The 20481-nt window shown below is 38.8% G+C and carries 17 protein-coding genes and 1 rRNA gene; 9 read left to right on the top strand and 9 right to left on the bottom strand.

Going from position 1 to position 20481, the window contains the following annotated elements; all coding sequences use genetic code 11:
- The first annotated feature begins 5 nt into the window (after window positions 1-5).
- From rrf to trhA, 3 genes are all read left to right on the top strand, one after another.
- A 5S ribosomal RNA gene (rrf, locus tag E4661_RS17970) occupies window positions 6-117 on the top strand.
- A gap of 63 nt (window positions 118-180) precedes the next feature.
- Window positions 181-1518 (top strand): amidohydrolase family protein, encoded by a 1338-nt coding sequence (locus E4661_RS17975; protein WP_136468855.1) that lies wholly within the window; start codon window positions 181-183, stop codon window positions 1516-1518.
- 6 nt (window positions 1519-1524) lie between these two features.
- Window positions 1525-2163: a PAQR family membrane homeostasis protein TrhA gene (gene trhA, locus E4661_RS17980; protein ID WP_136468856.1), complete on the top strand. Its 639-nt coding sequence runs from the start codon at window positions 1525-1527 to the stop codon at window positions 2161-2163.
- Between the two features lie 9 nt (window positions 2164-2172).
- Here trhA and E4661_RS17985 read toward each other — a convergent pair whose 3' ends face one another.
- Window positions 2173-2841 carry a ZIP family metal transporter gene (locus E4661_RS17985; RefSeq protein ID WP_136468857.1) on the bottom strand — a complete coding sequence of 223 codons (669 nt, stop codon included), beginning with the start codon at window positions 2839-2841 and terminating at the stop codon, window positions 2173-2175.
- A 72-nt stretch (window positions 2842-2913) separates the two neighbouring features.
- Between E4661_RS17985 and E4661_RS17990 the strand changes: the two genes are divergently transcribed.
- Window positions 2914-4071 (top strand): THUMP domain-containing class I SAM-dependent RNA methyltransferase, encoded by a 1158-nt coding sequence (locus E4661_RS17990; protein WP_136468858.1) that lies wholly within the window; start codon window positions 2914-2916, stop codon window positions 4069-4071.
- On the opposite strand, the gene E4661_RS17995 is transcribed toward E4661_RS17990, so the two are convergent.
- From E4661_RS17995 to rlmD, 4 genes are read right to left on the bottom strand one after another with little or no spacing between them, the layout of a single operon-like run.
- On the bottom strand, window positions 4068-4442 hold the full coding sequence (locus E4661_RS17995) for a VOC family protein (protein ID WP_240751534.1): 375 nt from the start codon (window positions 4440-4442) through the stop codon (window positions 4068-4070). The two genes, E4661_RS17990 and E4661_RS17995, sit on opposite strands and share 4 nt — an antisense overlap.
- Before the next feature lie 21 nt (window positions 4443-4463).
- Complete coding sequence (locus tag E4661_RS18000) at window positions 4464-5231, bottom strand: DUF6048 family protein (RefSeq protein WP_136468859.1); 768 nt, start codon at window positions 5229-5231, stop codon at window positions 4464-4466.
- Window positions 5212-5739: a DUF6452 family protein gene (locus tag E4661_RS18005; protein WP_136468860.1), complete on the bottom strand. Its 528-nt coding sequence runs from the start codon at window positions 5737-5739 to the stop codon at window positions 5212-5214. Before E4661_RS18005 ends, E4661_RS18000 begins: the two co-directional genes overlap by 20 nt.
- 30 nt (window positions 5740-5769) lie before the next feature.
- Window positions 5770-7182 carry a 23S rRNA (uracil(1939)-C(5))-methyltransferase RlmD gene (rlmD, locus tag E4661_RS18010; RefSeq protein WP_136468861.1) on the bottom strand — a complete coding sequence of 471 codons (1413 nt, stop codon included), beginning with the start codon at window positions 7180-7182 and terminating at the stop codon, window positions 5770-5772.
- A gap of 124 nt (window positions 7183-7306) precedes the next feature.
- Here rlmD and E4661_RS18015 point away from each other — a divergent pair, with 124 nt between their 5' ends.
- From E4661_RS18015 to rocD, 3 genes are all read left to right on the top strand, one after another.
- Window positions 7307-7864, top strand: coding sequence for an RNA polymerase sigma factor (locus E4661_RS18015; protein WP_136468862.1), 558 nt, complete (start codon window positions 7307-7309; stop codon window positions 7862-7864).
- Window positions 7854-8240 (top strand): DUF6768 family protein, encoded by a 387-nt coding sequence (locus tag E4661_RS18020; protein WP_136468863.1) that lies wholly within the window; start codon window positions 7854-7856, stop codon window positions 8238-8240. Before E4661_RS18015 ends, E4661_RS18020 begins: the two co-directional genes overlap by 11 nt.
- 140 nt (window positions 8241-8380) lie before the next feature.
- Window positions 8381-9625: an ornithine--oxo-acid transaminase gene (gene rocD, locus E4661_RS18030; protein ID WP_136468864.1), complete on the top strand. Its 1245-nt coding sequence runs from the start codon at window positions 8381-8383 to the stop codon at window positions 9623-9625.
- Window positions 9626-9678: 53 nt separating this feature from the next.
- On the opposite strand, the gene E4661_RS18035 is transcribed toward rocD, so the two are convergent.
- The 3 genes from E4661_RS18035 to E4661_RS18045 form a co-directional block, all read right to left on the bottom strand.
- Window positions 9679-10731, bottom strand: a complete 1053-nt coding sequence (locus E4661_RS18035) for a S66 peptidase family protein (RefSeq protein WP_136468865.1) — start codon at window positions 10729-10731, stop codon at window positions 9679-9681.
- Window positions 10732-10850: 119 nt separating this feature from the next.
- Window positions 10851-12167 (bottom strand): carboxypeptidase-like regulatory domain-containing protein, encoded by a 1317-nt coding sequence (locus E4661_RS18040; RefSeq protein WP_136468866.1) that lies wholly within the window; start codon window positions 12165-12167, stop codon window positions 10851-10853.
- 178 nt (window positions 12168-12345) lie between these two features.
- Window positions 12346-14820 carry a M14 family metallopeptidase gene (locus E4661_RS18045; protein ID WP_136468867.1) on the bottom strand — a complete coding sequence of 825 codons (2475 nt, stop codon included), beginning with the start codon at window positions 14818-14820 and terminating at the stop codon, window positions 12346-12348.
- Window positions 14821-14974: 154 nt separating this feature from the next.
- Here E4661_RS18045 and bshC point away from each other — a divergent pair, with 154 nt between their 5' ends.
- Entirely contained in the window at window positions 14975-16579 is a 1605-nt protein-coding gene (gene bshC / locus E4661_RS18050) for a bacillithiol biosynthesis cysteine-adding enzyme BshC (RefSeq protein ID WP_136468868.1), read from the top strand.
- A gap of 26 nt (window positions 16580-16605) precedes the next feature.
- Window positions 16606-17991, top strand: coding sequence for an ArnT family glycosyltransferase (locus E4661_RS18055; protein WP_168796423.1), 1386 nt, complete (start codon window positions 16606-16608; stop codon window positions 17989-17991).
- A 176-nt stretch (window positions 17992-18167) separates the two neighbouring features.
- Here the strand turns inward: E4661_RS18055 and E4661_RS18060 are convergent, their stop codons facing one another.
- Window positions 18168-20447 carry a TrbJ/VirB5 family protein gene (locus E4661_RS18060; RefSeq protein WP_136468870.1) on the bottom strand — a complete coding sequence of 760 codons (2280 nt, stop codon included), beginning with the start codon at window positions 20445-20447 and terminating at the stop codon, window positions 18168-18170.
- Window positions 20448-20481 lie beyond the last annotated feature (34 nt).

Consider the following 20481-nt stretch of genomic DNA (forward strand, 5'->3'; position numbering starts at 1 on the left):
AAGATCTAGGTGGCCATGGCGACGGGGCCCACCCCTTTCCATTCCGAACAGGGAAGTTAAGCCCGTTTGCGCCGATGGTACTGCCACACCAGGTGGGAGAGTAGGTCGCCGCCTTCCTCAAGCCCTCGCTTTTTAAGTGGGGGCTTTTTTGTTTTTGCTATCTTTAGAAAAAACAGACCCATGCTCAGATTCCGGTTAATCTCATTTCTTTTTTTTATCCCACTCATTATATTTTCCCAAGAAAACCAACTTAAAGCCCTTGTTGGGGGAACATTGATTGATGGTTTCGGTTCCGACCCTATAAAAAATAGCGTAATCATTATTGAAGGGGAACGTATCAAAGCTGTTGGAACGATTGAAACACTCTCTATACCAAAAAATGCTGAAATTATATCAACAGAAGGCAAGAGTGTGTTACCAGGACTATGGGATATGCATGTACACACCATGATTAATGGTCATGCTGATTATACTTATTGGGACAAAACTTATCCACCGTTGTTTGAGGATGTAATCATGCCATCTTCTGCTCTTCAACTTTTAATGGCTGGAGTAACCAGCGCAAGGGATTTGGGGGCGCCTTTAAAGGAAAGTATTTCCGTTCGTGACAGAATCAACAAAGGTGAGATTCCTGGAGCTACACTTTATGTTTCAGGACCATTCATCCAACATAAACCATATCCAGGGACTGAAGCTTTTCGATGGGGGGTCAACAGCCCGGAGGATGGAAAACGAAAGATTAAAAAATTGGCTGATGCGGGAGTAGATGTCATTAAACTGATAGATCAAGACCAAATGACTATGGAAGAACTTAAAGCCGTGGTTGATGAAGCTCATAAGTATAATCTAAAGGTAGTGGCACATGGACATCGACCCGAAGAAATTAGAAGAGGACTAAAGGTAGGTGTGGATTGTTTTGAACATACGGGATTGTCTTCAGCACCAAAATACCCTGAAGATGTGATGGAAATGATTCGTGAACGCACAGCTCAAATGAATAAAGGGCCTTTGTTTTGGTGTCCAACCGTGGAAGGGCTTTATAATTACGAATATGTGCGGGATAATCATGAAAAATTGGATAATGATTCGTGGCATTTAGGTTTACCAGATAGTATTATAGCTGATATTAAAAGAAGTATAAAACATCTTGACAGATTACCTTATTTTCAATTGACGCCTTCGAGAAAACCTACTTTAAAAACCAAGATTCAACAACTTTTGGATGCGGGTGTGGTTTTATTGGTGGGTACGGATAGTGGTATTCCCATGAAATTCCATAGTCAGTCCACTTGGAACGAACTTGATGTTTGGGTCAATGAGTTTGGTATCGACCCTATGTACGCCATTCGTTCCGCTACTTATTGGCCAGCATTGTGGATGGGTGTTGCGAATGAGGTTGGGACCGTTACTCCAGGTAAATATGCTGACATTATAGCTGTAGATGGAGATGTTTTAAGGTATATTAGTTTATTGCAAGATGTTGATATGGTAATTAAACACGGTAAACGTTATAAATAGTACTTTTTGACTATTAACCCCAAATCTGTTTTAATCGAGGAGAGATGGAATACATATTCCCATGCTTTGGGTATTGTCCTTTCAGTTGTAGGGCTTATTGTATTCCTTCAGCGTGATTTATTTGATACGCCATATTTATATGTATCCATTGTTATCTACAGTACATCTTTAATATTGCTGTTTTCAGCGTCAACTTTTTATCATGCGGTCCAAAATCCAAAACTTAAAAAGAAGCTACGGATTTTGGATCATATCAGCATTTATTATTTGATTGCAGGTACATATACACCAGTTTGTCTTACGGTCTTAATTGATTCAAAAGGATGGTTGTTGTTTTATGCTGTTTGGGGAATTGCATTATTTGGAACTTTATTGAAACTTTTTTTTACAGGAAAGTTTGAAGTGTTTTCGCTGGTACTTTATGGAGTAATGGGATGGTTGGTAGTAATTGATTATCCTTTTCTTTCAGAAAATCTATCTTCAACAGGAATGTTTTATCTAGCATTGGGAGGTGCCTTTTATACGATTGGAATAATATTCTATGCAATCAAGAAAATTCCTTATAATCATTTCATATGGCACATTTTTGTATTGGGTGGTGCCATTAGTCATTGGTTTTTGATTTTGACAGAAACTCTTAGCTAGCTTTTAATTTTACATAAAATAAGCAATGCCTACTCCTAAAATAATCACCAATAGCTTACGTAGGTTAAAGGAATGTTCTTGGGAACTCTCAAACAGAATAACTGTGGAAATATGTAGAAAAACACCTATGACCAAGGCATTCAGAATGAAAGCATAACTTTCCATAAAATTGGTTTGGGCCAAGTAGGTTCCGATAGGAGTCATCAATGAAAAGACGGTTATGAAAAAGATTGTCCTGCTTTTGCTCAACTTTGAGTTGACCAAGAAAATACTCAGGATGATTGCTACAGGTATCTTGTGAATAATGATTCCATATATTATCGAATTATTTTCGTGAATCGGTACTCCTTCAATCAGTGCATGGATTGACAAACTTAAAAAGAGCAGCAAAGGAAATTTGTCTTTTTTTAAATCTAAATGGACATGTCCATGTTCTGCTCCTTTGGAAAAAAATTCCAAAAACACCTGCAACAAGATTCCTGCTAAGATAAAAACAGCAACAGTTTTTGGTTTTTGGACTTCATAGATCTCTGGGAGTAATTCAAAAAAGGTAAGGGCGAGCAAAAAGGCCCCGCTAAAGGCCAATAGCAGCTTAATACTTTTCTTATCCTTGGGTTTAGCTATTTGTACGAAAACAAAACTTATCCAAACCGCTAAAATGGGAATTGTAAAAATCATTAAAAAGGAAAATCCTAAGACCAGGTTGAAGGGGCAAAAATAGCCTATTTTTACCGAAAGATTTTTTAAAATATGGGTGGGAACTTTAAAATGCTTGCGAAGACCTTTTATGGGTTTGAACCTATGCTGGCAAAAGAACTACGTAACTTAGGTGCGGGTAACGTTAAAGAAGGGGTTAGAAATGTAACATTTGAAGGTGATACCGGATTTATGTACAAGGCCAACCTCTCTCTAAGGACCGCCCTTAAAATTTATAAACCCATTGCCTCCTTCAAAGTATTCAACGAGAAGCAGCTTTATCAAAATGTGTATCGATTGGACTGGCCAAGCTTTTTTCATCACGAAAAAACTTTTGCCATTGATACTACCATGAGTTCAGATGTTTTCAAAAACTCCATGTTTGTTTCCCAAAGAGTAAAAGATGCTTTGGTTGATAAATTTAGGGCTGTAGAACACAAACGTCCGAGTGTAAATACTCAGGACCCGAATGTCCGAATCAATGTCCACCTATATAAAAACTTATGCACTGTTTCTTTAGATAGCTCGGGTAGTTCTTTGCACCAAAGAGGTTATAGGATAGCAACCAATATAGCACCGATTAATGAGGTTTTAGCCGCAGGTTTGTTACTGGCAAGTGGTTGGGATGGGCAAACAGATTTTTTGGACCCCATGTGTGGTAGTGGAACTTTTTTAATTGAGGCTGGGATGATTGCTTGTAAAATTCCACCAAATATTAATCGTAAGGCATATTCATTTATGCACTGGAAGGATTACAATGCAGAACTGCACAATAAAATTGTGGATGCCAGTTTAAACAAGACAAGGGAGTTTCATCATAAAATTATTGGTTATGACAAGGCTCCATCTGCAGTTAGAAAGTCACAGGAGAATGTTGAGAATGCGAACTTGGATGAGTATGTAACGATTGAGCGGAAAGATTTTTTTAGAACTGAAAAACCTGTGGATTCAAAGTTACATATGGTTTTTAATCCACCATATGGGGAACGACTTCAGATTGATGTCGAAGATTTTTATGGAAAAATTGGAGATACCTTCAAGAAGCATTATCCTGGAACCGATGCTTGGTTGATAACCTCAAACTTAGATGCATTGAAACACGTTGGGCTTCGTCCCTCTAGGAAGATTAAGACCTACAATGGCAAGTTGGAGTCTAGATTGGTAAAGTATGAAATATATGAAGGGAGTAAAAAAACTAAAAACAACCCTTAGCTTTTAGTTGTTACATCCTTTTGGTTATTTATCCGACCAAACGGCCAATTCATTCCCAGAAGGGTCGGCAAAATGAAACCGGCGTCCTCCAGGAAAAGAAAAGATTTCCCTAATAATTTTCCACCGGCATTAACGATTATTTCCTGTATCTGATGCAAATCATGATGATATAGGACAATAAGAGCTCCTTTGGTAATGTTTTCATCGCTTAGTTCAAAACCACCTTCAAGTCCACTTTCCGCAAATGCGGTATAAGTGGGACCATAGTCGATAAACACCCAGCCAAAACACTGGCTATAGAACGTTTTTGTTTCTTCAAGGTCATGAGCCTTGAATTCAACATAATTGATTAAAGTGTTTTTGGAAGTCATGATATTGGGGTGTAGCTACGTTTAATTTTGTTCTTCAACTGGAGTTTCTTCCTTTTTCTTTTTTTTCTTTTTGTAAAATGGAATTAAGTAGGAGATGGAATAGTTATAGCTTACTCCAAAATTACTTCCATCTGTTACTTTATTGAATCCGGGAATCCAGAGGTGTTGAAAGCGATCATCTTCCTTGGTGACCAAAAAGCCAAGCCTAGCACTCATGCCCACATAAATATTTGCAAACAATTCTGCCTTGATTCCCACCACAAATTCCAGCCATGAAGCGGTGAGTCCGCTAAACTCTTGATTTGGTTGGGCTCCGGCCAAAAAACCATCAGGATTAAAAAATCGATTACCTTCAAAGATGTTATAATCATTTAGTGTTTGCTTATAAGTCGATGCAGCAAATCGCCCTCCCAGAGTTATGGAATTACTCATGCCAAACCAGTTTTCGTAAGTGTTGATCTCTACACCAAGTTTTAGATAACTCCCTGACACGGTATAGTTGTATAAAAGAGTATTTCCCAATTGTTCGCCTTGGGTTTTCTTCTCGTTTCCTATTTCTCCAGCGACATACAGTTTTTCTGTTAACCTATAATCTCCCACCAGTTCCAAACCGGTGTAGTCTTCGTCTAAAAAGGATAAGACCAATCGACTGATGTCCGCACCGACACGCAACCCATACTCTTGTTTGTACTCTACAGTATCCTTTGGTTGGAGGTCAACCGGTTTATCTTGACCTATTCCAAAAAAAGAAATGGAAAGGCAAAAAAGGCTAATAAAATATCTTGACATGGATATTGTTAGAGTTTTCTACAGTTTGTTGAACAATGGTAATATCTTGAATCCAATTTGAGTCGTCTGAGGTCAGGGAAGCATTTACATCATCATAATTGATCACAAAACCACATGCTCGTGAGATAAAAGCTTCTCGAGTACTGTAATTGATGGTAAGAGTGTCAATATTTCCAGTTTCCTCTCCCGTATCAGCATCTTCTGCCGAATCTGTTATAAGCTCGAATCGAGTACTGTTTGCATTTATTTGTAGTGGGACAGACAATGAATCAGGAGAATTGGAACGATCAGTAAATTTGAAAGCTTCCAAATCTGATAAAACTTGATTATTATCAATAACTTTTATTCGTATCGAAGGCACACGCTTGTGTTCATCGGGATCATCAATATCAAAAAAACCTATGACCAGTAGAGGTGTATCGCCATCAACGCAGATATCATCTTTTTCGCAGGAAGCCACATTAAAAATTAGCAGTGCTATAAGTAAGATGGGAAGTATTTTTTTCATTCTAAAATAATAAACAGATGGTATCAAAGACTAAACCCGTTTCTCCAAAAGTACAACATTTTCCACGTGGTGGGTTTGCGGAAACATATCTACTGACTGCACCTTGGTAACTTTATATTTTTCATCCAATAGAGCCAAATCTCTGGCTTGGGTTGCGCTGTTACAGCTTACATATACTATCTTTTTAGGATTGGCCGATAAAAGCTGCTCCACAACCAACTTGTGCATACCATCCCGAGGTGGGTCGGTAATCACGACATCTGGATGGCCATGTTCTTCGATAAACGACGTATTGAATACAGTTTTCATATCCCCAACATAAAATTCAGCGTTTTCAATACCATTATTTAAGGCATTCACTTTGGCATCCTCTATGGCTTCGGGAACCGATTCCACTCCAATGACTTTTTTCGCATTTTTAGACACAAACTGGGCTATGGTCCCTGTTCCCGTATAGAGATCATAAACTAGCTCGTTACCTGTCAAGCCCGCAAAGTCCCTGGTTATTTTATAAAGTTCGTAGGCTTGCGCGGAATTGGTTTGATAAAAAGATTTGGCATTTATTTTAAATCGAAGCCCTTCCATTTCCTCAAAAATATGATCTCTACCTGCGAAACAAATCACCTCCTGGTCATAGATGGTATCGTTTTGTTTTCGATTGATGACATACAAAAGGGAAGTGATTTCAGGGAATTTTTGCACCAAATGATTCAATAATAGCTCCCTTTTTACCTGATTATCGTCACAGAATTGAATCAGAAGCATGATTTCTCCGGTTGAAGCGGTCCTTAACATCATAGTTCTAAGCAACCCTGTTTGCTCTCTTGGGTTAAAGAATGAAAGTGCATTTTCAACCGCGAATTTCCGAACCTCCAAACGGATTGCATTCGAAGGGTCTTTTTGAAGGTGGCACTTTTTAATATCCAGAATTTTATCCCACATTCCCGGGATATGGAATCCCAAAGCACTCCTATCTTCAATGGCCGTTGCCGAATCAATTTCCTCTTGGGTCAACCATCTACTGCTTGAAAAGGAAAATTCCATCTTGTTCCGGTAGAAGTATTGCTTTTCCGAACCAAGAATGGGTGTTATTTCGGGCAATTCAATATTACCAATACGCTTCAGATTGTTTTCAACTTCTTTCTGTTTAAAATAAAGTTGGTATTCATAATCCATATGTTGCCATTTGCATCCGCCGCATACCCCAAAATGCTCACATTTAGGAGTGGTTCTTTTATCGGAAAGCGTATGGAAATGGGTGGCAATACCTTCAAAATAAGCTTTTCTTTTCTTAGTGGTAAGCACATCCACAACATCGCCAGGAACGGCGTTGGATAGGAAAATCACTCTGCCATCAGGAGCTTTACCAACGGACTTTCCTTTAGCTCCGGCGTCAACCACTTCAACATGTTCAAACGTTATTCGCTTGTTTTTTCTGCGCATGGCGCAAAAGTAAGCATAGGTTTTCATAAAGAACAACTAACTTGAGAGTTGAACTAGTTAAAATCTTCTTTTTTTGAACCTTTCCAAAGATTTAACGTCTTTAAAATAAAAGCAGGCTTATTCAATGAATAAAAATGAACGTTCGGTTGACGGTCAATTGGTGACAAGTTTTCAATCTGGTGACAAGCAAGCATTGGTTGCTTTGGTAAAACGTTGGCATAAAACCTTTTGCGACAGGGCGTATTGGTTGCTTAAAGACCCCGATATGGCAAAAGATGTGGCTCAAGACTGTTGGCAGATTATTATCGATAAGATGGATACGCTTCAGGAGCCCAAAAACTTTGGAGCTTGGGCAATGCGCATTGTTTACACCAAATCTATTGATGCGGTTAAGGCAAAGAATAGGATGACAACGATTCAGAACCAACTAGAAAATGAAAAACACGACACAGAAGCCGATGAGCCATCAGCAAGGGATAACTTAAAGCGAGACCTTTTACAAATGGTGAACAAATTGCCTGAACGTCAACAAATGGTAATTCGCTTGTTTTACGTTCAGGAATATTCGTTAAGGGAAATCAGTGGAATGTTGGGCATCTCTACTGGAACGGCAAAATCAAGATTATTTCATGCCAGAGAAAAATTAAAAACAATATTAAAAAACAGAATTTATGAAAACTAAGATGGAAGACATAGACAAGTTGATCAAAGACACGTTAACCGAAGAAGAAGCAAAGTTTTATGATGAGCTGGATGAACAGAACCTTTTTCAAATGTTGGGCGGATTGTTCAAAGGAAAAAACTCCTGGTTGGCGTTTATTATGAATATTATGATAGCCTTGGTCTTTGGCTTACTTATTTACAGCATAATACAAACATTTGATGTTGAAAATACTAATGACCTTGTTCTTTGGGTCGGGAGTGTTTTATTGTGCTTTTTTACCATAAGCATGTTGAAAATCTACATGTGGATGCAGATGCACAGAAACGCTTTGATGAGGGAATTGAAAAGGATGGAATTGCAGATATCATCCCTATCAAGTAAAATGCCCGAGTGAGTTTTTATTAAAAACCGGTAAATATTTAATAATTTAGCGGCTCTTCAGGGATGATTTCTCTCCCACGCTGCTTTTTCGAGTCCTCGAAAGAATAAAGGTGATGTAGGAATAGTTGTTTTAGTAATTTAAACTGAATTAAAATGGCTGTTTTAGAGCATTTAACATCGCAGCATGCGATAGATTTAGAAAACAAGTACGGAGCTCACAATTATCATCCACTTCCTGTTGTCTTAAGCAGGGGTGAAGGTGTTTTTGTTTGGGATGTGGAAGGAAAAAAATACTATGATTTCCTTTCAGCTTATTCCGCAGTGAACCAAGGACATTGCCACCCAAAAATTGTGGGCGCAATGACAGAACAGGCTAAGACCTTGACCTTGACCTCTAGGGCGTTTTACAATGACATGTTGGGCAAGTTTGAGGAATATGTGACCTCTACTTTTGGGTTTGATAAGCTTTTGCCCATGAACACGGGTGCAGAAGCCGTGGAAACCGCATTGAAAATCTGTAGAAGATGGGCGTATCAAAAGAAAGGGATAGCTGAAAATCAAGCAAAAATTGTAGTGTGTGAGAACAATTTTCACGGACGTACCACTACGATTGTTTCCTTTTCAAATGACCCCGTAGCCAGAAAAAACTATGGTCCTTATACAGAAGGATTTGTTAAGATAGCGTACGATGACCTGACTGCTTTGGAAGGAGCATTAAAAACCGATTCCAGCATAGCTGGATTTTTAGTGGAACCCATTCAGGGTGAAGCTGGAGTTTATGTTCCTTCTGAAGGATACCTAAAGCAGGCTAAGGCACTTTGTGAAAAATACAATGTACTTTTTATCGCCGATGAGGTACAGACTGGGATAGCACGTACCGGTAAAATGTTAGCTGTTGACCATGAAGAAGTAAAACCGGATGTTTTGATTTTAGGGAAAGCCCTTTCTGGTGGAGCATATCCGGTATCCGCAGTTTTGGCAAATGACGGAGTTATGGAGGTGATTACACCTGGAAGCCATGGCAGTACATTTGGAGGAAACCCAGTGGCTGCTGCTGTTGGAATCGCAGCTCTTGAAGTAGTGAAAGAAGAAGGTCTAGCAGAAAATGCTATGGAACTTGGTGAGCTTTTTCGTGAAGAACTCAGCAAGTTTATTCCTACATGTGATTTGGTGATCAAGGTTCGAGGCAAGGGATTGCTGAACGCCATTCTTATTAATGATACGGAAGAAAGCTCTACGGCATGGGACATCTGTATGGCATTAAAGGAAAATGGACTTTTGGCAAAACCTACACATGGCAACATCATCAGGTTTGCACCACCTTTGGTAATGAACAGGGAACAATTACTTGATTGTGTTTCTATCATCATAAAAACACTTCGAGAGTTTAAAAAATAATGAAGCCCCTTTATGGGGCTTTTTTTATGGTGTAAACTTAGTTGCCAGATTGATTATAAAACGGCAGGTTCAAGAAGCTTTAGGGTCATTTTGTTAGCATCAAAAGATGCCTTTACCCCAACCGGAATGGTAAAGTTATTGGGTACATGTCCAAAACTCATTCCATAGGCTGCAGGGATACCCAAGGAACTTATACGATCCATAATTACCTCCCTCAAGGTAAAATTACCTTTTTCCTTTTGTCGGTCGCAACCTTTGCAAACACCGAACATGATTCCTTTAGCCTTGGTAAAGGTATCTCCCTCCAGAAGCTGGGTAAGCATTCGGTCTATACGGTATGGAGCTTCTTCCACATCTTCCAAGAACACAATTTTGTTGGTAAAATCAATTTCATGAGGTGTGCCAATAAGTGCATTTATCAAAGTGAGGCTACCACCTGCAAGTTCTCCCTCAGCGATTCCATCGGTAATGGTATACCTGTCGTAAACCGGGTCGTTTAAGAATTCCTTTTCCTTTAAAACAGCATTTTTTATGGTAAGCGTGTTCTTTTTTCGTGCAACAACCTTTTCTAGATATTTTTGACTATAGGTATCATCCAAGGTACTACCTACGGGACCATGATATGCTACTAAACCCGTTTCTTTATAAATGGCACTGATAAGCGCGGTTACATCGCTAAAACCTACTAAAACCTTTGGGTTGTTCTTGATGTTTTCATAATCCAAGAGGTGAAGGATGCGAGTACATCCATATCCGCCACGTATGCAAAGAACCCCATCTATTTTTGGATTTGTGAACATCTCGTTTACATCTTTGGCACGTTCGATATCGGTATTACTAAAGTAGCCATGATTGCCAAGAACACGATTTGTATGGTATGTCTTAAACCCCAAACTTTTCAAAATCTGTATGGTTTTTTGCAGTACTTCGAGTTTTGCAGCATATCCAGGAGCAATCAATCCGATGGTATCACCTTTTTTCAAGCGCTTTGGTAAAATGCGTATTTCAGACTTGTTGGATGGTATTTGGTATGGTTGAAAATGCGAGAGAACCGAAGTAGCTGAAAATAGTGCAGCCAAATTGACGAAAGACCTTCTGTTGAGCATAAATTGGATTTAGGTCCCTTAATTTAGAACCTTTACTTGAACAACCAAAACTATTGGGTTATCATTTAAATGATACTCTTCTTAAAAGAAAAACTTAAAAGCGCCTTCCAATAATTCATTTAAGGAGTGGAAGCTGAACCGTTTTTGGATTTTGCCCTTCGTAATTGACGTTGGATTTTACGTATAGCAGATTCAATGGATTTCTCAGGTTCAATGATATTATATTCACCCCAAAAATCAGGGTCAGAAAATCCTATGGCTTCGTCACTTAAGATAATCGACCTTTTAATTCGGTCCCTATTTTTTGGAAGTTCGCCATTGAGATTTTTCTCCCAATCGGTTACTGCCATTTCCGCGGTCATGCTATAGACTGAATTAAACCATTTATCTTCCCAATCCACTTTGAATTCCAGAAGGACGTTGCTATAGCCATAATACCATTTACCACCTTTTTCGCGATAGTCTACCCGATAAGCAATTTCAGTGGGCCAAACATCAACTTTAGCGGGTTTTTTTCTAACAAAAAGTTTTGCCGCTTTTACCTTATCGGTAATATTCAGCGTATAAATGGCGCTTGTCAATGTTTTCTGCTCTACATTGATAAATAATTCACCTTTGTACAGGGGTTCATTAACGGTTTCGAGCTGATCAAACTTGATTACAAAAATCAATTGATCGTTAATTCGAGTAGACCTACTAAAAGTAAAATTGTAAAAATCTAGGGTTTCAGATGAAAAGATGTATTCGGGATATTTCATAATATCCACGTATAGCGTGTTAAAAGGACCACCTTGCAATTTTAAAGCCACAGTATCCAATTTGTTGTAATCTGTACTTTTTCTGGCCTTGTACAACTCCACGGCATCTCTTCTAAGAGAGCCATATGGTGATTTGTAAATGTTTACAACGGCTTCTGAAAGAGATACATTTCTCTTTCTCTTCTTGATGGTTTCCCTATAAAAGGCTGTCATTAAAGTTGGATCGTCAAAATAATTGTCACCTTTTCTGGCCAATGTTTCCCTAACCAGCGCTGATGCATCTTTGGGAGCATTAATATCCACCTCTCCTAATTCCGTGACCGAAATGGCCAATTCTATTTTGTTCTTGTTCGGTTTTAACTGGGAAATAGGAATATTTTTGGATTTGTACCCTAAAAAAGAAACCACTAAGGTCCCATTGGTCATGGAGTTTGGTATTTTAAGCAAAAAGCCACCTTCTGTATTGGTAATGGTACTGATGTTGGTACCTTCCACAGAAAGTGTGGCAAATACCAAGGGTTTATGGGACGAAGCATCCTGAACTTCTCCCTTATATTGTGCAAAATCTTCTTGCTCTTGTAATGCAAATGCCTTGTCGGTTCCTATCACCGTAAAAAAGCAAAGTGCCAATACCCATGCAAGGGTTCTGTATCTTATATCCAACAATGATTCTTTCATAACAATTGCATTTTTTGATTAAAAAACTACTATTCTAAATTAATGATTTTTAGTGACATATGGAATCTTTCCACAACCTATAGTAGATAATGCCAACCCTCTGGAAAAACTTTGTAAACCAATACAATTGGCAAAGATTCCATTTTTATAGAGTAAAGTCGTCAGATAGAAAGAAACCTTAATCCACCATAAACAATGCATTGGCAAAAAACAATTTTCCATTTTCCCAAAAACCTCGAAAAAGTGGGTTGTCTATCATGTAGATCACTTGTCCTTGTCCGTATTGTTCAACACCAAATATCAATGAACTGCCTACTTTTTTTTGCGCCTCACTACCTGCGAACCCAGAAACAGGCTTAGTGTTGCCCTCAAGATATACGGCATTTCCATTTTTAAGATAATCATAGCTGTCACTGCCTAATTTAAGGGTAAAATAGTCTGTTCCATAGCCATAGGCAAGAGGATGGGAGTTGTCAACCTTGGTCTTAAAAATGGCACCGGTAATGGCTTTTTTAATAAACTCTCTTTGAGAGTTCTTATGAGGTTTAGGTTGATTTTTTGACGAATCTTTTTCTACCTCTTTCTTTTTGATACCAAATCCATTTTCACCATCTATAGCATTGATGGCGCCTCCCATTGCAAGTAGTTTTCCTCCATTTTTGACCCATTCCTTCAATTTGGTCAATTGGCTTTCTGTAAAATAATTGCCGTAACCACCTCCCGGAAGAATCAAAATATGGTAGTCTTTAAGGTCGACTTTGTCCCAATAGTCGCTATCCAAAATTGTGACGGGGTAGTGCAACTGTTGCTCAAAAAAGTGCCAAATCTCACCAAAACGGAGAGTGGAGGTTGGCTTTCCTGATAGCATTGCTATCTTTGGTTTGGTAATCATTTGCACGGATGACGAACCAAAGTCTTTTCCTGAATCCACATAGCCAGTGTTGACAGAAGTAAGCTGAACTAAATGTTTCTGACTGATTCGTTGTAATGATTCAATAAAATCACTTTTGTTTTGATTATCCGCTCTGGTGATGATCAAACTTCCTCTTTTAAAAGTACTGCCCTTAATGGTAAATGGGTGGTCCGCTTTTCTGACTCTAATACCATTTTTGAACAATTCAGCTAAAAACCGGGTATCTTCCATACTGTTCCAATCCGTTACATAAGCATATGCGCCTTCATCAATAGTAGGTTTGCCAACATATATATGTACAACTTTATCTTCATCTGAACTGTTATCGGTAAATGTTCCGTCAACGGAAGATGTGGTAGCAATGGCGTTCAGGCCATAAGCATATGGTAGTGACCAAGCAGTAATATCATAAGTCAAAGAATCGCTCAATTTTGCATTGGGCTCAAACAACACCTTGACCAAAGTTGCCTTGGGTTGATTTGTTGAAACTACCAAGCTTTTTTCTGATATGGGCATACTACCACTGGTTCCGGTAGAATAGTTAAATCCTTTCACGGAGCCTTTTGACGGGGAGCCATATGCTATCTCATGTTTTGATAGCAGTTTTTTTAAAGCAATGATTTTGTCTTCATCTCCATTAAGCACATAATTTTTATACTTGAAATTCCGGTTTTTGTAAAACTTTTTAAACTCAGAATTTAGCTTGTCGGCATTTTTTGACGCTACCTCAACGGTTGATAGACCTGTTGTATGGTGATGGGCAATCCTATCTTTTAAGGTCAGGGTATCACCAATTTTGGTAATTACTCCAAGGCCTCCTCGACCGCTCCCCCCTTGTTCATAGGTCATGCCAATGGCGCCGTTATATGTTGGGTAGGTATCACCATAGCTAGGATAGAATAGATCAAAGATTTCTTTGGTGAAGTAGAACCATCCATTTGCATCAAAATATTTAGCATGGTTTTTACCTAAGGTGACTTGAAAATCACGTTGGAAATCTGTAATTACCTCATGATAAGGTTCCGCTGCCGGTGCAAAATAGTATGGATTGTCTACACCCTGTTCATGAAAATCCACATGAACATGAGGCAACCATTTGTTGTAATATTTTAAGCGCTGTTGACTCTCTACCTGAGTAAGCCAAGCCCAATCTCGATTTAGGTCAAACATGTAGTGATTGCTTCGGCCACTCCACCAGCCTTCGTTGTGCTCTTTACTATTGGGATCAACCTGATGCGGACTATTTTTATATTGATTATACCAATTGCTGTATCGGTCACGCCCGTCAGGATTAATACAAGGATCCATAATTACTACGGTGTCTTCCAAATAAGAACTTTTGGTGGTCAATAGTTCATAAATGGTTTGCATAGAGGCTTCCGTGCCAACACTTTCATTACCGTGTACGTTGTAACTAAGCCAAACAATGGCTTTCGAAGTATTGCCAGAGCCTTCAATATCTTTTAAGTGTTCTTGTCTAATGTTTTCAAGGTTTGAAATATTCTCAGCAGATGATACAAAAGCAAGCAATAAGGGCCTACGTTCATTGGTTTGCCCATATTCTATGAGCTTGACCCTGTCTGAAGCTTCCTTTGCGAGATACTCATAATAGTCTACCACCTCATAGTGTCTGGTAAATTCGGAACCAAGTTCGTATCCCAAAAACTCTGAAGGAGATTTGAGCTGGGCAGTGATGATAAAGGAAAATAAGAAGAACGATAAGTGTAGAAATCTTGTCATGTAGTTTTGAATTAGTCTAACCCAAATCTAACAATAAATTCAAGAACTGTTAGCTTCTTCTTGCCACCTTTAAAACGCCCCTTTTAGCAATTAACGTATTTTTAGGAGAAGAAAAAAAGAAGAGGATTATCTTTAGCCGATATTTCAACTTTGAATGGAAGTAGATTGTATACCTTTTAAAGAAACGGGCTATTTTTCCAAGATTATTTGCGACTATCTGGACCAAAAAAAAGAACTAAAGCCTTTTTACGGTCGTTTTCCGGGTGTAGAGAACTTTAAAGAGCAGATTGCTGAAAAAGAAGCTAATTTCCCCGAAGCTCATAGACCCATTCTTTCAAACGCCATAACTTGGCAATACAATGGTTTCGATGTTTCGGAATCGACGGCGAAAAATATATCCTTATTAAATAATAGAAAGACGTTCACTGTTGTTACAGGGCATCAACTGAATCTATTTACAGGTCCTTTGTATTTTTTGTACAAGATTGTATCCACCATAAATCTTACCAAGCAGTTGAAGGAATCGTATCCCAAATACGATTTTGTTCCGGTATATTGGATGGCTACAGAGGACCATGATTTTGATGAAATCAATTTTTTCAATTTTCGGGGAAAGAAGGTGCAATGGAACAAAAAAGCATCCGGAGCAGTTGGAAAATTAAGTACAGATGGGTTAGATGCTGTTTTGAATATGTTTTCTTCCGAAATGGGGAATTCCGAAAAGGCTAACCAACTGAAGGGGCTTTTTGAAAAAGCATATTTGCAATACAACAATTTGACGGATGCTACTCGCTTTTTAACCAATGAATTGTTTAGCGAGCATGGATTGGTAATCATTGATGGTGATGATACCGATTTAAAAAAGTTATTGATTCCATATGCCAAAAAAGACATTTTTGAACATATTCCGTTCCAAAAGGTTTCAACCACTATTGAATCACTAAAGGAAGTTTCTAATGATTACCCAATTCAAGTGAATCCAAGGGAAATCAATTATTTCTACTTATCAGACAATGTACGCGAACGGATTATAGAAGTTGATGGCAATTACCATGTGAACAACACTGAAATCCACTTTTCTGAAATTGAGTTGAAAGAAGAGCTGCAAAACCATCCAGAACGGTTTTCACCCAATGTAATCGCCAGACCTTTGTACCAAGAAGTGATTTTACCCAATCTCTGTTATATTGGAGGAGGAGGGGAATTGGCCTATTGGTTAGAGCTAAAATCCTATTTTGAGACCATGGAAATCCCTTTCCCGGTACTACTGCTTAGAAATTCAGCACTTATACTTACCGAAAAACAGGCTCTAAAGGTGGAAAAGCTCGATTTGAAGGTTTCTGATTTGTTTTTAAAACAAAACAGTTTTATCAATAAAAAGATTCGGGAAATCTCGAACGTCGATATCGATTTTTCTCCTCAAAAGAGACTTTTGGAAGAACAGTTCCAGTCAATGTACCAATTAGCGGAAGAAACCGATAAGACTTTTTTGGGGGCAGTCAAAGCGCAAGAAGTAAAGCAGAAGAAAGGATTGGATGCTCTTGAAAAACGACTGCTAAAAGCCCAAAAACGAAAATTAAAGGATCATGTCATTCGAATGACAGATATCCAAAATGAACTTTTTCCAAACAAATCTTTACAAGAAAGGCAACTGAATTTCTCAGAATTGTTTTTGGAGTATGGCGATGACCTTATCCAAATGCTTCTTGACCAATTGAACCCCTTGTCTGGCAGTTTTACAATATTGAAAATCACATAGTGTCAGGGCTGACCAAAACAAATAGGTTGACTTGCCTAATTGCCCTATTTTCAATCTTGGCTGCTGTTATTATCAGCTATTTGAAAAATTCCTTGGAGCTAGAGGATGCCGAGCAAGCATATTATTCGCAATGGTGGCGATTTGGATATGATGACCAGCCTCCGTTATATACGTGGCTTCAAAAAATACTTGTTTATCTTTTTGGAGTCACCAAGTTCTCTTTCTCATTTTTACGTGGACTACTGTTCGCTTCTGTTTTGCTTTTGTTGGCAAAATTGGGAAGAATCATCTTAAAAGATGATAAGAAAGCTTATTTGGTCTTGCTGGTCTCCGTTTTGGTGCCCGTTTTTATTGATTTTGCTTTCAGAAGACTTTCTCACACCTTATTGGCATGTGCGATAGTGTTGGCTACCTATGTGGTGGTTGTTAGATTAATTCATAGAAAATCCGAATTTAACTATGCTTTGTTAGGATTGTGTATGGGAATAGGGATGCTTGCCAAGTACAACTATGCGTTATTGCCAATTTCGCTTTTGTTGACTTCCTTTTTTGATGGGGAAATAAGGAAGTTGGTGTGGAATAAAAGAATATTGTTGTCTTGCGTTGTTGCGGTACTTCTTTTTTTGCCCCATTTATACTGGTTGCTTGGTGAGGGATATTTATTTGAAATCAGGGAAAGTCTTGGGATAAAATTTGGTGAGGATAAGACAAGCATTATAATATTGGGACCTATCTTAAAAATAGGTAAGGCTCTTTTTGAAGGTTTTCTGCCCGTATTGTTGTTTGTGGGTGTGCTGTTTTTCTTTAGGAAAAGACAATGTAAAATTGCACATGAATTAAAATGGTTGTTTCATTTGATGATTTCCCAGACATTGGTTTTGGTAGTACTCTTTGTTTTAACAGATGCGCAGGAAGTACACGGGAGGTGGCTTTTACCACTTTTATTGCCCTATTTGGTGTTATTTGTTGCTTTTTTGGGAGAAATGAAAAGCAATTACATCAAGTGGGGGGGCATAGTGTATGTTTTGGTTTTGTGCTTTCAATTAATACGAACACCATTTGAAAAATTATTGGGAATACAGTCAGATATTCATTTTGAATTCACAGAATTGCACAAAAAACTGGATAGAGAATTTCCAAAACAGATTTGGGTGCTTCCAAATGTGACATATGGTGGACAAATCCGAATACTAGATTCCAACAAAGAAATCTATACTTTAGACGACTTCTCGGCTGATCTCCCACAAAATTATGGAGATGGATTTTGTGTTGTAAACACTCAAAAAGAAGATGGAGTGTCTATTCCACGAGATAGCTTGGCTAAGTACGGCCCGGATTCGGATGATCTTTATTTTTTTAAGGTGCAAACCCCTTTGAGCATTCCTTTTCAGAAAGATTTTCAAAAAAAATAAAAAAACAGGTAGGGTTTTTTCTTTTGTGGTTGTTCTATAAAAGAAAATTGCTATGAAATTTTCATAAACTTGAGTGGTACACTCATATGTTTAGGTTGGTTTTGATTTTATTTAAAAGCCCCGGAGTGGTTCCCGGGGCTTTTTACTTTCATAAATAACTAGCGAGGAAAATCAGCCTATTTCTTGACTTTGGTCTGCAGCTCCTTAAGTGCTTGGTCTGGATTACAGTTATCAGTCTCAACACGTGCTTTCGCAATTAATTCATCAGTACTGAAGACATCGAAACCACCCACCTCTATTTCTTCCCCATTAATAACGATAAATGGTCTAAACTCCTTGGTTTCGTGCACGTAGATGAAACCAGACTTCTCGAGCCCGTCAGTAAGTTCCGAAATGCAAGCTTCAACACCATCCTTAAGGTTCTCCAATTCTTCTGTTGTAGGCAACTGATCAACGATTACTTGGGCATCGAATTTTATCCCCTCTGCTTCCTCAATATATTGCACATTGTCGGCAGCTTCCAACAATTGGGCTTTCTGTGTAGCCGTCAAAATAGTTTCATTGATGGTTACGGTTCTAGTGTTTGACAGTCTCCATAAGTTACCACAGCCGAAGGTTTTATGGCCATGATTTATGGTCACCGTAGCACTTTTGTTGATTCTGTCCAATCCTGCAAGTTGTCTTAAAGCAGCTTCCAATTCGTTTCTGGTTTGGGTATTGTCATTTGAATTATTGACTGCGTTTTTGAGTCTGTTCAGTGCATCTCTATAGGGTTTCACCATGGAATTTACCACTGAGGAAATGTTATCGCTGCAGAGTACCCTATTATTATCATTTAGAATTTTATTCGCTTGACTTCTTCCACTGGCGACTCCTGCTGCCACGGCATCATCAATTTCGTCATTTGCTCTGTCAATGATTCCGGGCAATGCTGCTCTTAATCCTCTTAAACTCAATTCAAGCTCATATTGTTCATTTGCAGCTTCAAGATCTGCTATGGCTTGTTCAGTAGTTTCAATGGCTTCATCAATTTGAGCGGTCACTGTTTCCGAAATCCCATCAGTGAAGTTAGAAGGTGGAGTAGCTATGGCCTTCGTTTGCTCTTTGCTCATGGTAATATTGGCTTCCCATATTTCATCGTCAATGGTGACCTTTCCGTCCATAGTAAATGCATCTTGGGTGAGTCTTAAAGCTCCATCAACACTTTTTGGACCTGTGGGTGTTTCCAAACCAAGATTTCCTGAAAGGCCCATATCGAATGCACCAGTTTGTTCCACATAGCCATAAACATTTAACTGTCCATCTGGACTGATGGGAATAAATTCTGGCCACCAAGAAAGATCAGGATCTACAAGTCCATTGACAAAAGCTCTGGCATTTATGCCATTATTGGTGCTCGCTTCTGCAACGATTGCAGCGCTACCTTGCCCAATAGGAAACCCAAAGGACACAATATTTTTGATGTCGGCAGAGAATGACATACTTCCATTGATACCGGCTCGATAACCCACCCCAATGTCTGAATTCATAGGTTCCTTTAAATTGAAATCAACGTCAAAACCACTATTTTTATAGTACATACCGCTAGCTTCTAAGACGGTCCAAAAGGAAAAAGTACCTCCAGTAACAGTTTTAGCATCAAAGGCCACCACGTTTTCAACGGGCAAAGTGGGCTCGTACCGAAGATATGCGTTAAGGGAACTACCGAAACTAACTCCTGAGACTTCACCATCATCATCTCCATCGCCGTTGTTTCCGTCACCTCCGTTATTATTTCCGTCACCGTTACCATTGCCATCGCCAAGTCCACCGTTAATACCTATAGAATAGAAAAACATAGGGTCGTCATAATCTGCAATCAAAGTAATATGGCCTCCACTAAGTGGGGGTGAAACGGTTATGGGTTTTGTAGCATCTGGATCGTCATTGGCACCTACCGTCATTTCAATTGCTACAGCTATTGCAAAGACAAAATATTTTCTTTCATCCTTTAACCTTATTTCAAAATCTCGATTATCGTTGAGGAATTTTCCGGTGAAAAAGCCAACATCTGCTTGGATGGGATCTTCAAACTCAAAATAATTGGAGGGAGTTGGTATTTCCACCGTGCCCGAGAAATTCTTTAAAGAACCATCCTCGTTAAATTCTACATCCAAATCGGCCTCTTCGAATACAACAGCTTCGCCGGATTCTGTTTCCATGGTAACTTTACCCTCAACTGTGTATCCGTCCCCTGTGTTTACAACATTACCTTCAGGAGTTATATCATCCCGGGTGATTCCTTCCACTGATTGACCTCCATTGTCATCATCGCATTGATCAGGACTTCCACATGGGTTTTCAACACAAGGATCAATGGCTATGGGTTCAATGCCGCCGTCCTTGCTACAGGAGTTTGTTAGTATACCAAAGATGATGGCTACAACTAAACCTGGTAACTTGACTTTCGTTTTCATGATACTTTCGTTTTGTGGTTAAACTTTTTTTGCT

This window comes from Flagellimonas onchidii (assembly GCF_004804315.1).
Taxonomy (GTDB): Bacteria; Bacteroidota; Bacteroidia; order Flavobacteriales; family Flavobacteriaceae; genus Flagellimonas; species Flagellimonas onchidii.